This is a genomic window from Pseudomonas sp. RC2C2, from assembly GCF_018390435.1.
Classification (GTDB): domain Bacteria; phylum Pseudomonadota; class Gammaproteobacteria; order Pseudomonadales; family Pseudomonadaceae; genus Aquipseudomonas; species Aquipseudomonas donghuensis.
Genome location: NZ_JAHBAX010000002.1, coordinates 848,411 through 864,047 on the forward strand (window position 1 = coordinate 848,411; position 15,637 = coordinate 864,047).

At 64.9% G+C, this 15,637-nt stretch carries 12 protein-coding genes; 10 read left to right on the forward strand and 2 right to left on the reverse strand.

Annotated elements, in window-relative coordinates; translation table 11 throughout:
- Positions 1-26: 26 nt before the first annotated feature.
- The 10 genes from KHO53_RS22560 (at position 27) to KHO53_RS22605 (ending at position 13,415) form a co-directional block, all read left to right on the forward strand.
- Positions 27-3,794, forward strand: coding sequence for a nitrate reductase subunit alpha (locus KHO53_RS22560; RefSeq protein ID WP_213570896.1), 3,768 nt, complete (start codon positions 27-29; stop codon positions 3,792-3,794).
- An 11-nt stretch (positions 3,795-3,805) separates the two neighbouring features.
- On the forward strand, positions 3,806-5,344 hold the full coding sequence (gene narH, locus KHO53_RS22565) for a nitrate reductase subunit beta (RefSeq protein WP_010221946.1): 1,539 nt from the start codon (positions 3,806-3,808) through the stop codon (positions 5,342-5,344).
- Between the two features lie 2 nt (positions 5,345-5,346).
- On the forward strand, positions 5,347-6,102 hold the full coding sequence (gene narJ / locus KHO53_RS22570; protein WP_159388515.1) for a nitrate reductase molybdenum cofactor assembly chaperone: 756 nt from the start codon (positions 5,347-5,349) through the stop codon (positions 6,100-6,102).
- Entirely contained in the window at positions 6,095-6,775 is a 681-nt protein-coding gene (gene narI / locus KHO53_RS22575; RefSeq protein WP_100782690.1) for a respiratory nitrate reductase subunit gamma, read from the forward strand. The genes narJ and narI overlap by 8 nt, the downstream gene beginning before the upstream one ends.
- A 10-nt stretch (positions 6,776-6,785) precedes the next feature.
- Entirely contained in the window at positions 6,786-7,703 is a 918-nt protein-coding gene (locus tag KHO53_RS22580; protein WP_159388516.1) for a peptidylprolyl isomerase, read from the forward strand.
- 10 nt (positions 7,704-7,713) lie between these two features.
- Positions 7,714-8,706 carry a GTP 3',8-cyclase MoaA gene (gene moaA / locus KHO53_RS22585; protein WP_036995871.1) on the forward strand — a complete coding sequence of 331 codons (993 nt, stop codon included), beginning with the start codon at positions 7,714-7,716 and terminating at the stop codon, positions 8,704-8,706.
- Between the two features lie 172 nt (positions 8,707-8,878).
- A complete protein-coding gene (locus KHO53_RS22590; RefSeq protein ID WP_010221952.1) occupies positions 8,879-10,891 on the forward strand; it encodes a ribonucleoside triphosphate reductase in 2,013 nt (670 codons plus the stop codon).
- Positions 10,892-10,923: 32 nt separating this feature from the next.
- A complete protein-coding gene (gene nrdD / locus KHO53_RS25815; RefSeq protein WP_010221953.1) occupies positions 10,924-11,091 on the forward strand; it encodes an anaerobic ribonucleoside-triphosphate reductase in 168 nt (55 codons plus the stop codon).
- Positions 11,088-11,783, forward strand: coding sequence for an anaerobic ribonucleoside-triphosphate reductase activating protein (locus KHO53_RS22600; protein ID WP_100782692.1), 696 nt, complete (start codon positions 11,088-11,090; stop codon positions 11,781-11,783). The genes nrdD and KHO53_RS22600 overlap by 4 nt, the downstream gene beginning before the upstream one ends.
- A 12-nt stretch (positions 11,784-11,795) precedes the next feature.
- Positions 11,796-13,415, forward strand: coding sequence for a methyl-accepting chemotaxis protein (locus KHO53_RS22605; protein WP_213570897.1), 1,620 nt, complete (start codon positions 11,796-11,798; stop codon positions 13,413-13,415).
- On the opposite strand, the gene KHO53_RS22610 is transcribed toward KHO53_RS22605, so the two are convergent.
- Both KHO53_RS22610 and KHO53_RS22615 read right to left on the reverse strand, forming a co-directional pair.
- Entirely contained in the window at positions 13,412-14,791 is a 1,380-nt protein-coding gene (locus KHO53_RS22610; RefSeq protein WP_213570898.1) for a 4Fe-4S binding protein, read from the reverse strand. The genes KHO53_RS22605 and KHO53_RS22610 overlap by 4 nt on opposite strands.
- A complete protein-coding gene (locus tag KHO53_RS22615; protein WP_036995867.1) occupies positions 14,779-15,633 on the reverse strand; it encodes an FTR1 family iron permease in 855 nt (284 codons plus the stop codon). Before KHO53_RS22615 ends, KHO53_RS22610 begins: the two co-directional genes overlap by 13 nt.
- Positions 15,634-15,637 lie beyond the last annotated feature (4 nt).

Sequence of the window (15,637 nt, forward strand, 5' to 3'; positions counted from 1 at the left end):
CGCAGCAAGCCTGAGAGGAAAGCACCATGAGTCATTTACTGGATCAACTGCGGTTCTTCAACCGCAAGCAAGGCGAGTTTGCCCAGGGGCATGGCGAGACCCGCAAGGAGTCGCGCGACTGGGAGAACGTCTACCGTTCGCGCTGGCAGTACGACAAGATCGTGCGCTCCACCCACGGGGTCAACTGCACCGGCTCCTGCTCGTGGAAAATCTACGTGAAGAACGGCCTGATCACCTGGGAAACCCAGCAGACCGACTACCCGCGTACCCGTAACGATCTGCCCAACCACGAGCCACGCGGTTGCCCGCGCGGTGCCAGCTACAGCTGGTACATCTACAGCGCCAACCGCCTGAAGTACCCGAAGATCCGCAAGCCGCTGCTCAAGCTGTGGCGCGAGGCGCGCCAGAGCATGGCGCCGGTCGAGGCCTGGGCGTCCATCGTCGAGAACAAGGCCAAGGCTGACAGCTACAAGAGCAAGCGCGGCATGGGCGGCTTCATTCGCTCCAGCTGGGATGAAGTCACCGAGATCATCGCCGCCGCCAACGTCTACACCATCAAGCAGTACGGCCCCGACCGGGTGGTGGGCTTCTCGCCGATCCCGGCGATGTCGATGGTCAGCTACGCCGCCGGTGCCCGTTACCTGTCGCTGCTGGGCGGCACCTGCCTGAGCTTCTACGACTGGTACTGCGACCTGCCGCCGGCTTCACCAATGGTCTGGGGCGAACAGACCGACGTGCCGGAGTCGGCCGACTGGTACAACTCCAACTACATCATCGCCTGGGGCTCGAACGTTCCACAAACCCGCACCCCCGACGCGCACTTCTTTACCGAAGTGCGTTACAAGGGCACCAAGACCGTGGCCATCACCCCCGACTATTCGGAAGTGGCCAAGCTCACCGACCTCTGGCTCAACCCCAAGCAGGGCACTGACGCCGCCCTGGCCCAGGCCTTCAACCATGTGATCTTCAAAGAATTTCACCTGGACCAGCCAAGCGCCTACTTCACCGAGTACGCCAAGCGCTATACCGACCTGCCGGTGCTGGTGCTGCTCAAGCCGATGCTCGGTACCGCACCGGGCAACGGTTACCAGCCGGACCGCTTCCTGCGCGCCTCGGACCTGGCCGACAACCTCGGCCAGGACAACAACCCGGAATGGAAAACCATCGCCGTCGATGCCGGCGGCGAGCTGGTCTCGCCCCAGGGCTCGATCGGCTATCGCTGGGGCGAGCAGGGCAAGTGGAACATCCTGGCCCGTGAAGGCGGCGAGGGCCGCGAGATCGACCTGACCCTGAGCCTGATTGGCGGCGATGTCGCGGAAGTGGCCTTCCCGTATTTCGCCGGTGAAAGCCAGGAGCACTTCCAGCATGTCGCCGGCGATGCGGTGCAGTACCGCCGCGTGCCGGTGCGCAGCCTGACCCTGGCCGACGGCAGCCAGGTCAAGGTGGCGACCGTGTTCGACCTGTCGGCGGCCAACCTTGCCATCGACCGTGGCCTGGGTGGCGCCAACGTCGCCCGCGACTATGACGATGCCAGCGTGCCCGGCACCCCGGCCTGGCAGGAGCAGATCACCGGTGTCAGCCGCGAGAAGGCCATCCAGATCGCCCGCGAGTTTGCCGACAATGCCGACAAGACCCGTGGCCGCTCGATGATCATCGTCGGGGCGGCGATGAACCACTGGTACCACATGGACATGAACTACCGCGGGCTGATCAACATGCTCATGCTCTGCGGTTGCGTCGGCCAGACCGGTGGCGGTTGGGCCCACTACGTCGGCCAGGAGAAACTGCGCCCGCAGTGCGGCTGGCTGCCCCTGGCCTTCGGCCTGGACTGGAGCCGGCCGCCACGGCAGATGAACGGCACCAGTTTCTTCTATGCCCACAGCTCGCAATGGCGCCACGAGAAGATGAGCATGCACGACGTGCTCTCGCCACTGGCCGACAAGCGCCAGTTCCCCGAACACGCCCTGGACTACAACATCCGCGCCGAACGCGCCGGCTGGCTGCCCAGCGCGCCACAGCTCAACACCAACCCGTTGCACATCTGCCGTGACGCTGCGGCGGCCGGTATGGCGCCCAAGGACTACGTGGTCAAGGGCCTGCACGAAGGCAGCCTGCGCTTTGCCTGCGAACAGCCCGACAACCCGGTCAACTTCCCGCGCAACATGTTCATCTGGCGTTCCAACCTGCTGGGCTCGTCGGGCAAGGGCCACGAGTACATGCTCAAGTACCTGCTGGGCACCCGCAACGGGGTGATGAACGAAGACATCGGCCAGGTCGGCGACTGCAAGCCGCAAGAGGCCGAATGGGTCGACGAGGGCGCCATCGGCAAGCTCGACCTGGTCACCACCCTGGATTTCCGCATGTCCTCGACCTGCGTGTATTCCGACATCGTCCTGCCGACCGCGACCTGGTACGAGAAGGACGACATGAACACCTCGGACATGCACCCCTTCATTCACCCGCTGTCGGCAGCGATTGACCCAGCCTGGGAATCGCGTTCGGACTGGGAGATCTACAAAGGCATCGCCAAGGCCTTCTCGGCCATGGCCGAAGGGCACCTGGGCATCGAGCAGGACCTGGTCACCGTACCGCTGATGCATGACAGCGTCGGCGAACTGGCCCAGCCGTTTGGCGGCACCGACTGGAAAACCGCCGGTGTCGCTCCGCAGCCGGGCAAGAATGCGCCGAACCTGCAGGTGGTCGAGCGTGATTACCCGAACATCTACAAGCAGTTCACCTCGCTTGGCCCACTGCTGGAAAAACTCGGCAACGGCGGCAAGGGCATCAACTGGAACACCGATGAGGAAGTGAAGTTCCTCGGTGAGCTGAACTACCGCGAAGTGGAGGCGGGCATCAGCCAGGGCCGGCCGAAGATCGACACCGCCATCGACGCCGCCGAGGTGATCCTCTCGCTGGCGCCGGAAACCAACGGCCATGTCGCAGTCAAGGCCTGGGCGGCACTGTCGCAGTTCACCGGCATCGACCACAGCCACCTGGCGCTGTCCAAGGCCCACGAAGCGATCCGCTTTCGCGATATCCAGGCGCAGCCGCGCAAGATCATCTCCAGCCCGACCTGGTCGGGGCTCGAGGATGATCATGTCAGCTACAACGCCGGCCACACCAACGTTCACGAGAACATCCCGTGGCGGACCATCACCGGCCGCCAGCAGTTCTACCAGGATCACCCGTGGATGCAGGCGTTCGGCGAGCAGTTGATGAGCTACCGGCCACCGGTCAACACCCGCACTATCGCCGGGGTGAAAGGCAAGCGCAGCAACGGCGAGACCGAGATCGTTCTCAACTGGATCACCCCGCACCAGAAGTGGGGCATCCACAGCACCTACAGCGACAACCTGCTGATGCTCACCCTCAGCCGCGGCGGGCCGATCGTCTGGCTCTCGGAAATCGACGCGAAGAAGGCCGGCATCGAGGACAACGACTGGATCGAGTGCTTCAACGCCAACGGCGCGCTGACCGCGCGGGCGGTGGTCAGCCAGCGGGTCAAGGAAGGCATGGTGATGATGTACCACGCCCAGGAACGGATCGTGAACGTGCCAGGCGCCGAGACCACCAAGACCCGCGGCGGCCACCACAACTCGGTCACCCGCGTGGTGCTCAAGCCGACCCACATGATCGGCGGTTATGCCCAACAGGCCTATGGCTTCAACTATTACGGCACGGTCGGCTGCAACCGCGACGAATTCGTCGTGGTGCGCAAGATGGCCAAGGTCGACTGGCTCGACGGTTCGCGCGGCGATGAGCTGCCAGGTCCGCTGCCGACCGAGATGGAATGAGGAGTGCTGTCATGAAGATCCGTTCACAAATTGGCATGGTCCTGAACCTGGACAAATGCATCGGTTGCCACACTTGCTCGATCACCTGCAAGAACGTCTGGACCAGCCGCGAAGGCATGGAGTACGCCTGGTTCAACAACGTTGAATCCAAGCCCGGGGTCGGCTACCCGAAAGAGTGGGAAAACCAGGACAAGTGGAAGGGCGGCTGGGTGCGCAACGCCAACGGCTCGATCAACCCGCGCATCGGCGGCAAGTTCCGGGTGCTGGCGAACATCTTCGCCAACCCCGACCTGCCGAGCCTGGATGACTACTACGAGCCGTTCGACTTCGACTACCAGCACCTGCACACCGCGCCGCTGGGCGAGCACCAACCGACGGCGCGGCCGCGCTCGGTGGTGTCCGGCAAGCGCATGGAGAAGATCGAGTGGGGCCCGAACTGGGAAGAAATCCTCGGCACCGAGTTCGCCAAGCGGCGCAAGGACAAGAACTTCGACCAGATCCAGGCCGACATCTACGGGGAGTACGAAAACACCTTCATGATGTACCTGCCGCGCCTGTGCGAGCACTGCCTGAACCCGGCGTGCGCGGCGTCCTGCCCGAGCGGGGCGATCTACAAGCGCGAGGAGGACGGCATCGTTCTCATCGACCAGGAAAAATGCCGCGGCTGGCGCATGTGCATCAGCGGCTGCCCGTACAAGAAGATCTACTTCAACTGGAAGAGCGGCAAGTCGGAAAAATGCATCTTCTGCTACCCGCGCATCGAAGCGGGCATGCCCACCGTGTGTGCCGAAACCTGCGTCGGCCGTATCCGCTACCTCGGCGTGCTGCTGTATGACGCCGACCGCATCAGCGAGGTGGCCAGCACCGCCAACGAGCACGACCTGTACGAGAAGCAGCTGGAAATCTTCCTCGACCCCAACGACCCGGCGGTGATCCGCCAGGCCCTGGCAGACGGCGTGCCGCAGTCGGTGATCGACGCCGCACAACGCTCGCCGGTGTACAAGATGGCCGTCGACTGGAAGCTGGCGCTGCCGCTGCACCCGGAATACCGCACCTTGCCGATGGTCTGGTACGTACCGCCGCTGTCGCCGATCCAGAACGCTGCGGCCGCTGGCACCGTGGGCATGAACGGGGTGATCCCGGATGTCGACAGCCTGCGCATTCCGCTGCGCTACCTGGCCAACCTGCTGACCGCCGGCGACGAAAAACCGGTGAAACGCGCCCTCAAGCGCCTGCTGGCCATGCGCGCCTACAAGCGCGCCGAACAGGTCGAAGGCGTGCAGGACCTCAAGGTGCTCAGCGACGTCGGCTTGAGCGTCAACCAGGTCGAGGAGATGTACCGCTACCTGGCCATCGCCAACTACGAGGACCGCTACGTGGTACCCAGTGCCCACCGCGAAGAAGCCATGAGCGATGCCTTCGCCGAGCGCTCCGGTTGCGGCTTCAGTTTCGGCAGCGGCTGCAGTGGCAGCTCGGACACCAACATGTTCGGGGCGAAGAAGGCCAACCGCCGCGACATCCTCAAAACCGTACAGCTGTGGGAGGACTGAGCATGCGCATCCTTAAAGTGATTTCGCTGCTGCTCGATTACCCGAGCGAAACCCTGGTGGCCGGCCGCGACGAGCTGGAGCAGGCGATCATCCAGGCGCGGGAAATCAGCCCGCGCCAGCGCGGCGCCCTGTTCGAGTTGCTGGAGCTGATCTGCAACAACGACCTGATGGATGGCCAGGAACATTACGGCGCGCTGTTCGGCCGTGGCCGCTCGTTGTCGCTGTTGCTGTTCGAGCATGTGCATGGCGAGTCCCGCGACCGCGGCCAGGCCATGGTCGACATGCTCGCCCAGTATGAAGACGCGGGCTTTGCCATCGGCGTCAAGGAGCTGCCGGACTACATTCCGCTGTACCTGGAATACCTCTCGACCCGCGAAGACCTCGAGGCCCGCGAGGGCCTGGCCGATGTCGCGCACCTGCTGGCGCTGCTTGCCGCACGCCTGGAGGAGCGCGAGAGCGCCTACGCCAGTTGCTTCCGGGCGCTGCTGCAGATTGCCGGCGCTGAGCCGCACCAGGCGGTGGCCGACCTGCGCGAGCAGGTGGCCGCCGAGCAACGCGACGACTCCCTCGAAGCCCTGGACAAGATCTGGGAGGAAGAGGCCGTGGACTTTCTCAAGGCCGAACAGCAGGAGCGTTGCAGCTCAATGCCAAGTGCCCCGGGCAAGGCGCGCGAAGAGAGCGCGGTACCGCTGCACTGGGTCGATTTTCAGCATCAAGGCCAGGCCGGCGCGCCGGCCGGGGAGGTGGGTAATGTCTAAGTGGAACCTGTTGTTGTTCGGGATTTATCCCTACGTGGCGCTGGCCATCTGCTTGCTCGGCAGCTGGGCGCGCTTTGACCTCTCGCAATACAGCTGGAAGGCCGGCTCCAGCCAGATGCTCGACAAGCGCGGCATGCGCGTGGCGAGCAACTTCTTTCACATCGGCGTGCTGTTCGTGCTGGCGGGGCATTTTGTCGGCCTGCTGACCCCGGCGTCGGTCTATCACCATGTGATCAGCACCGAGCACAAGCAACTGCTGGCGATGGTCTCCGGTGGCTTCTTCGGCCTGCTGTGCCTGATCGGCCTGATCATGCTGCTGCACCGGCGGCTGACTGAGCCGCGGGTACGCGCCACCTCCAGCACCTCGGACATTCTCATCCTGCTGGTGTTGCTGGCGCAGCTGGTGCTCGGCCTGCTGACCATCGTTGCCTCCACCGGCCATATGGATGGTTCGGTCATGGTCATGCTCGCCGACTGGGCGCAGAACACCGTGTTGCTGCGGCCGGTGGACGCGGCGGCGGCGATTGCCCCGGTAAGCCTGGTGTACAAGCTGCACGTGCTGCTGGGCCTGACCCTGTTCGTGCTGTTCCCGTTCACCCGCCTGGTGCACATCGTCAGCGCACCAGTGTGGTACCTGGGCCGGCGTTATCAAATCGTGCGGCAGAAAGCCTGAGGAGGTTGCCATGACTAGCGGATGCGGATGTGGTGGCGGTAATGGTGGTGGCGGTGGCTGCGCTTCGTCGACGCCGCATGTGCCCGAGGCGGGCGAGCAGGCGGTGGCGGTCGAGGTGCCCGCGCAACTGATCGCCAGCAGCGAGCAGGAGTGGCCGGTGATCAGCGTCAATGGCGTCGCCATCGGCCCCGAGGCCTTGGCCCAGGAGCTGCAGTACCACCCGGCGGTCGATCGCGAGGAGGCCATGTACATGGCCGCCCGCGCCCTGGTGATCCGCGAGCTGATGCAGCAGCGGATTGCCGAGTTGGGGCTGTCGGTGCAGGTTGGCGCCGGCGAGAACCAAGAGGAAGCCGCCACGCGCCTGTTGCTGGAGCGCGAAGTGCAGGTGCCGGTGTGTGACGAGGCCACCTGCCTGCGTTATTACGACAGCAACCGCGGGCGCTTTCACAGCGCACCGCTGCTGGCGGTGCGGCACATCCTGCTCGAATGCGCGCCGGACGATGCCGAGGCGCGCAGCCTGGCGCTGGTGCAGGCCGAGATTCTCCATGAGCGCCTGATGCAGTTCCCCGAGCAGTTCGCCGAGCTTGCGCAGAAGTACTCGGCCTGCCCGTCGAAGGCCCAGGGCGGTGAGCTGGGACAGATCAGCAAGGGCCAGACCGTGCCGGAGCTGGAACGCCAACTGTTCACCCTGGCGCCGGGGCTGGCCGTCAAGCCGCTGGAAAGCCGCTACGGCTGGCACCTGGTCAGTGTCGACCAGCGCATCGAAGGCCAGGCCTTGCCGTACGAGGCAGTGGCCACGGCGATTCGCACCCAGTTGCAGCAGGGCGTGTGGCAAAAGGCGTTGGTGCAGTACCTGCAAACCCTGATCGGTGCCGCCGATATTCGCGGCATCCGCTTGCAGGGCGCCGACTCACCGCTGGTGCAATAAGGGGACGGTGATGAGCACTGTGATGCAGGACGGCTTCGGGCGGCAGATCGATTACTTGCGCATGTCGGTGACCGATCGCTGTGATTTTCGCTGTGTGTACTGCATGGCCAAGCACATGACCTTCCTGCCGCGCCAGCAGGTGCTGACCCTTGAGGAGTTGCAGCGCCTGGCCACGCTGTTCGTTGGCCAGGGTGTGCGCAAGATCCGCCTGACCGGCGGCGAACCGCTGATTCGCCCCGGCATCGTCGAGCTGTGCCGTCACATGAGTGCCTTGCCGGGCCTGCGCGAACTGGTGATGACCAGCAATGGCTCGCAACTGCAGCGCCTGGCCCGGCCGCTGGTAGACGCCGGGGTCAAACGCATGAACATCAGCCTCGACAGCCTGGACGGCGAACGCTTCCGGGCGATTACCCGCAATGGCGATCTCGATCAGGTCCTGCGCGGCATTGAGGCGGCGGGTGATGCCGGCTTCGAGGGCGTCAAGCTCAACTGCGTGGTGATGAAAGGGCGCAACTTCGATGAAGTATTGCCCCTGGTGCAGTACGCCATCGACCAGCGCATCGACATCACCTTCATCGAGGAGATGCCCTTGGGCGACGTCGGCCGTTCGCGCGGCGAGTCGTTCTGCGCCAGCGACGAGGTGCGGGCGCTGATTGCCAGTCGCCATGCCCTGCTCGACAGCGCCGAGCACAGCGGCGGGCCGGCGCGCTACGTGCGTCTGGCGCAGCACCCGGCGACCCGCATCGGTTTTATCTCGCCCAACAGCCACAACTTCTGCGCCAGCTGCAACCGGGTGCGGATGACGGTGGAAGGGCGCTTGTTGCTGTGCCTGGGGCAGGAGGACTCGCTGGATTTACGCGGCTTGTTGCGCCGCTATCCGCTGGATGACCAGCCGATTGTCAGCGCGCTGCAACAGGCGTTGCGGCGCAAACCCTTGCGCCATGATTTCAACCCGCAGGGGGAGGTGCAGATCTTGCGGTTCATGAACATGAGCGGCGGGTGAGGGTGGCCGTCAGGGCCTCATCGCGGGGCAAGCCCGCTCCCACCCTGTAGGAGCGGGCTTGCCCCGCGATTCTTGATATCGATCAATTTCTTCCACCCGCTTTACCCGTAGCCTTCACTGCATATTGTGTTTCTAAATAAATAAACACCTATATGTAGTGTCTGGAGGGCAAATGCACAGCACGCTGATCAGGGTAGGGCATAACCGGTTGCACAAGCGCGATGGCAGCCTGGTGGCCTTTGACGCGGACAAGATCCGCCAGGCGTTGATCGCCGCCGGCAAGGCCACCGGCGAATACGCCGAAGCCGAGGCGGACGGTTTACTCGATGCCGTGCTCGCCCATCTGGAGGGCTATTCGAAACTGCACGTCGAACAGATCCAGGACCGGGTCGAGCGGGTATTGATGGACGCCGGCCATTTCCTTTCGCTACGCGCCTATATCGTCTACCGCGAACAGCACGGGCGCCTGCGCCGCGATCGCAAGACCCTGGTCGAGGTGGCCACCTCGATGAACGAGTACCTCAACCGCGAAGACTGGCGGGTGCAGGCCAACGCCAACCAGGGTTACTCCCTCGGCGGACTGGTACTCAATGTCTCCGGCAAGGTCACTGCCAACTACTGGCTCGACGAGGTCTACAGTGAAGCCATCGGCCGCGCCCACCGCGAGGCCGACCTGCATATCCACGACCTCGACATGCTCGCTGGCTACTGCGCCGGCTGGTCGCTGCGCAGCTTGCTGCACGAGGGCCTCAATGGCGTGCCGGGGCGGGTCGAGGCCGGGCCGCCCAAGCACTTGAGCAGCGCCTTGGGGCAGATGGTCAACTTTCTCGGCACCCTGCAAAACGAGTGGGCCGGGGCCCAGGCCTTCAGCTCGTTCGACACCTACCTCGCGCCCTATGTGCGCAAGGATCAATTGAGCTTTGAAGAGGTGCGCCAGGCCATCCAGGAGTTCATCTACAACCTCAACGTGCCGTCGCGCTGGGGCACGCAAACCCCCTTTACCAACCTGACCTTCGACTGGGTCTGCCCGCAGGACCTGCGCGAGCAGATCCCGGTGATCGGCGGTGAGGAAATGCCCTTTGCCTATGGCCAGCTGCAGGCCGAAATGGACCTGCTCAACCGCGCCTACATTGAAGTGATGCAGGCTGGCGACGCCAAGGGCCGGGTATTCACCTTTCCGATTCCGACCTACAACATCACCCATGACTTCCCCTGGGATAGCGACAACGCCGAGCGCCTGTTCGCCATGACCGCCCGCTATGGCCTGCCGTACTTCCAGAACTTCCTCAACTCGGACATGCAGCCCAACCAGGTGCGCTCGATGTGTTGTCGCCTGCAGCTGGATGTGCGCGAGTTGCTCAAGCGCGGTGGCGGCCTGTTCGGTTCGGCCGAGCAGACCGGCTCGCTCGGCGTGGTGACGATCAACTGCGCGCGCCTGGGCTACCTGTACAAGGGCGACATCAGTGGCCTGCTGCAACGCCTGGACGCGCTGATGGAGCTGGCCATGGAGAGCCTTGAGGTCAAGCGCAAGGTCATCCAGCACCATATGGATGCCGGGCTCTATCCGTACACCAAGCGTTACCTGGGCACCTTGCGCAATCACTTCTCGACCATCGGCGTCAACGGCCTGCACGAGATGCTGCGCAACTTCAGCGATGACCAGATGGGCCTGCACACCGCCCAGGGCCGGCGCTTCGCCCTGAACCTGCTGGACCACGTGCGCGCCACCCTGGTGCGTTTCCAGGAAGAAACCGGCCACCTGTACAACCTTGAGGCCACCCCGGCCGAGGGCACCACCTACCGCTTTGCCAAGGAAGACCTCAAGCGCTTCCCCGACATCCTCCAGGCCGGCTGCAGCCAGGCGCCGTACTACACCAACTCCTCGCAGCTGCCGGTGGGCTACACCGACGACCCGTTCGAGGCCCTGGAACTGCAGGACGAGCTGCAATGCAAATACACCGGCGGCACCGTCCTGCACCTGTACATGGCCGAGCGGATCTCCTCGGCCCAGGCCTGCAAGCAACTGGTGCGCAGGGCCCTGGAGCGTTTTCGCCTGCCGTACCTGACGATCACCCCGACCTTCTCGATTTGCCCGGTACACGGCTACCTGGATGGCGAACACGAGTTCTGCCCCAAGTGCGACGAAGCGCTGCTGCTGGCCCAGCAGCAGGGCAGCGTGCACTGACCCCTTACCCTCAAACCGCAAGGAGCTTCATCATGACTGCACAGCAAACCCCGGCCGTGGCGCAACGCCAACGGTGCGAAGTCTGGACCCGGGTCATGGGCTATCACCGCCCGGTGTCGGCGTTCAACCCCGGCAAACAGTCCGAGCACCACGAGCGGCTGCACTTCAATGAGGGTGCGGCAACGGCCGGGCATCCATGAATCGAGCGCTACGGGTCGGGGGCATGGTGCCCCTGACCACCCTCGATTACCCCGGCAGGCTGGCCTGTGTGCTGTTCTGCCAGGGCTGCGCCTGGCGCTGTCGTTACTGCCACAACCCGCAACTGATTCCGCCCCGGGGCAGCGATGAGCTGCCCTGGGCGCAGGTGCTGAGATTTTTGCAGCGGCGTCAGGGCCTGCTCGACGCCGTGGTGTTCAGCGGCGGCGAACCGACCCTGCAAGACAGCCTGGCCGAGGCCATGGCCCAAGTGCGGGCCATGGGCTTTGCCATCGGCCTGCACAGTGCCGGGATCAAGCCCGAGGCCTTTGCCCGGGTGCTGCCCGGCGCCGACTGGGTGGGCTTTGACGTCAAGGCGCTGGCCGAGGACGGCCAGGCGGTCACCGGCGTGCGCGGCAGTGGCCAGGCCAACTGGCGCAGCCTCGACTACCTGCTGGCCAGCGGCGTCGACTACGAATGCCGCACCACGGTGCACTGGCACCTGATCGATCCCCCCCGACTCATCACCCTGGCCCGGCGCTTGAACGCGCTCGGGGTCAAACGCTTCGTCGTGCAGTTGGTGCGCACGGCACGCATGCTCGATGCGCAATTGCCCAGTGCTTCGGCACAAAGCTTGCTGCCTGAGCTGTGGGGCACCCTCCACGCGCTGTTTCCCGCGTTCGAAGTACGCGACTAGTAAGGCTTTGAAATGACCAGATTGACCACAGCACAACGTATCCTCATCGGCTTTGCCATCGCGCCCCTGGCGCTCCTGGGCCTGGCCTTCTATGCACTGCACGACCTGGCCACGCTCAAGGAGCAGGCGGTAGTGATCGTCAAACAGGATTGGCCGAAGATCGAGCCGATCATGGTCATCGCCACCGGTGTGCGCGACAACGCGCGCAACACCCGCGACCTGTTGCTGGACAAGGACAACCTGCAAGTACAGCAGGCCATCGACACCACCAAGCAGCGCATCACCCAGGCCCTGGCGACGCTCGAACCGTTGTTCTACCTGCCCGAAGGCAAGGCCGCCTATGCCGCCTTGAAAGCCAGCCGCGAAGCCTATGTCGCGGCGTTCACCCAGGTGCAGACGCTGATTCGCCAGGGCGACGCGCAGGCGGCAATGGCCCAGCTCAAGCAGCAGGTGGTGCCCGCCGAGCATGAGGTCTACAAGAACCTGGAAAGCCTGATGGCCCTGCAGGGGCAGATCTTCGTCGAGCGCGAGCAGGCCGCCCAGTCCCTGTACAACGATGCCCGGCTGAACATGCTCGGGCTGTTCGTGCTGTGCCTGCTGGCGGTGATCGCCGCCGCGTTGCTGGTGACCCGCAGCGTTACCCGGCCACTGGGCGGCGAGCCGGATGCCGCCGCGCGGGTGCTCAGCCAGATCGCCCAGGGCGACCTGACCATCGAGGTGCCGACCCACGCCAGCGCCGACGGCAGCGTGATGCTCAACATGCACCACATGCAGCAGAGCCTGAACAGCATGGTCAAGCATATCGCCGCCTCGGTGGAGCGGGTGGCCAGCTCCTCCGAAGAGCTCAGCGCGGTCAGCAGCCAGACCAGCAGCAGCCTGCAGTTGCAGGGCCTGGAAATCGAACAGGCGGCTGCGGCGGTCAACGAGATGACCGCCGCAGTGGACGAGGTGGCGCGCAACGCGGTGAGCACCAGCGAGGCCTCGAAAGTATCCGAGCAAACCGCCCAGCGTGGCCGTGAGCAGGTGCGCGAGACGGTCGCCTCGATCACTACGCTGGCCGACGGCGTCAACGATACCTCCGGGCGCATCCAGCAACTGGCCGGGCGCGTGCAGGACATCAGCACGGTGCTGGATGTGATCCGCAGCATCGCCGAGCAGACCAACCTGCTGGCGCTCAACGCCGCCATCGAAGCGGCCCGCGCCGGCGATGCCGGGCGCGGTTTTGCCGTGGTCGCCGACGAGGTGCGGGCCCTGGCCCATCGCACCCAGGTCTCGACCCAGGAGATCGAGCAGATGATCGGCAATATTCGTCAGGACACCGGCCAGGCGGTGACCGCCATGCTCAGCAGCAGCGAGTTGGTACACAGCACCCTGGAGGTGGCGCAGCGTGCCGGTGAAGCGCTGGAGGCGATCACCCAGTCGATCTCGCAGATCAACGAGCGCAACATGATGATCGCCAGCGCCACCGAAGAGCAGGCCCTGGTGGCCCGCGAGGTGGACCGCAACCTGGTGGGCATTCGCAACCTGTCCGAACAGGTGCTGCTCGGTGCGCAACACACCGACACCGCCGGCCATGACCTGGCGCAGATGGCCGGCAGCCTGAGCCAGACCGTGGCGCGCTTCAAGGTCTAGCTCCAGCCCCAGAACTGCAACCACCAGCCATGGCCCACGGCGGCGATGGCCAACAGCAGGCAAGCGCTGGCGCCGCAACGGCGCCAGCCACGGATGTGTTGCGCTGCCAGCAGCTTGCTCGCCAACAGCAGGCTCCAGCCCAAGGCCGCGATCAACAACGTGGCCCTGGCCGGCTGTACCCAGTCCAGCAGCAAGCCCTCAAAGCGCAGCAACTTCACCGTGGTGGCCGACAAGCCAAGGAACAGCCCCGCACCACCCAGGGGCGTCAGGCACAGGCTCAGGGGCCAATACAGGGCAGGATTGCCCGCCAGCCGCGCGGCCAGGCGCAGTAGGATCAGCAGCCCGCCGCCGAGCAGCAGGGCACTGCCACACAGGTACACGACGATGCAGAAACCGTCGAGCCAGCTGAAACTGTCGTTGAGTTGCGGGTAATGGGTCAGCAGCCACCAGGGCGCGTTGTCCTGTAGCGGCCAGAGCAGCTCATGCTCCACCAGCCAGTTGGCCAGCCATTGCTTGAGGGTGATGAACCAGGGGCTGACTGTCCATTGGAAGGCGCCCATGGCCAGGCCGATCACCCCGAACAGCAGCAAGCGGGTGTCCCAGGGCGAGGGGGTGTGGGTGGCCGCTTCAAGTATCTCCTGGTTGCTGGAACGGGCGATCAGCTGCACCGCGCCGCGTTGCCCGCTGCAGCGGCCACAGGCATGGCAATCACGGGCGCCGCGCATCCGCCGGATGTCCAGCAGCGGGGCGCAGTTGGGCGGTGGCAGGCGTGGCCCGGCGTTGGCTTGCCAGCGCTGTTCATCGACCTGAAAGTGCACCGGCGCCAGCCGCGCCAACAGGGCGAAGACCCCGCTGACCGGGCACAGGTAGCGGCACCAGATGCGCTTGCCGCGCACGAACAGCACACCGACCAGCACCGCCGCCAGGGTCGAGCCACCGAGAATCAGCAGCGCCGCCTGGGCGTAGTCATAGACGCTGATCAATTGGCCGTAGAGGGTGGTCAGGCAGAACGCCAGGGTCGGCCAGCCACCCCAGCGCAGCCAGCGTGGCACGCCCATGCCCCGGCCATACTGGCTGGCCCATTCGCTCAGCGCGCCTTCGGGGCAGAGCACGCCGCACCAGAGCCTGCCGAACAGCACGATCGACAGCAGCACGAATGGCCACCAGATACCCCAGAACAGGAACTGGGCGAACAGCGTCAGGTTGTCCAGCATCCGCGCCTGGCTATCCGGCAAGGGCAGCAGCGCCGGCAGCACCAGCAGCAGGGCATAGAACAGCACTACCGTCCATTGCAGCGTACGAATCACCCCGGCGTTGCGCCGCATGCCATCGCCCAGGCGCTGCAGCCAGCGGTTGCCCAGGCTCAGGCCGGACATGCTTGGGCGCCTGTTCTGCGTTGCAGCAGCCAGCAGCCGACACTCAGCCAGTAGCCGCAGAGCACCAGCAGGGTGAGGGCGCTGGGGCTGGCCCGGTAGCCGGCTATACCTGCGAGAAAACCGCCGACACCATGGCTGTCGCTGAGCCACAGGCTGCTGTCCCAGAGCGCATCACCGACCAGGGTATAGGCCATTTCCGGCAGGTCCATGGCCAGTAACTGGCCGCTGATGCGTTCGCTGGCACTGACCAGCAAGGCGGCGGCGAGCAACAGCAGAACGCCCTCGCTGAGGGCAAAGAAGCGTTGCCAGGACATCCATCGGCGACTGCCCTGCAACAGGGCGATGGTCAGGCCCGAGAGCACCAGCCCGGCAATGCCGCCAATAGCAAACAGGCCCAGTTGTGGCCCCTGCAGACGGGCGCCGGCGCCATACAGGAAGACCACGGTTTCGCTGCCTTCGCGGCTGACCGCAAGCATTGCCAGCAGCAACAGGCCGAGGCCGCCCTGACGCGTCAGTTGCCGGTCGGCCTGGCGCTGCAACTGGCCCTTGAGCGTACGCCCATGGCGATGCATCCAGCCGACCATCTGCACCATCAGCAGGCTCGCGACCAGCGCCAGGCCGGCCTGGAACCATTCGTTGGCGGCGCCGCTCATGGTCTCGCCGGCGTACAGGATCAGCACCGCCAGCAGGCCCGAGAGCAGCACGCCCAGGGCCACGCCCACCCAGAGAAAATTGAACAGGCGCCGGGCGCCTTGTTGCTGGCCGGCCCAGGCCTGGAGAATGCCGATCACCAGCAAGGCCTCGACGCTTTCGCGCCAGACGATGAACAGTGCTTGATTCATGAAG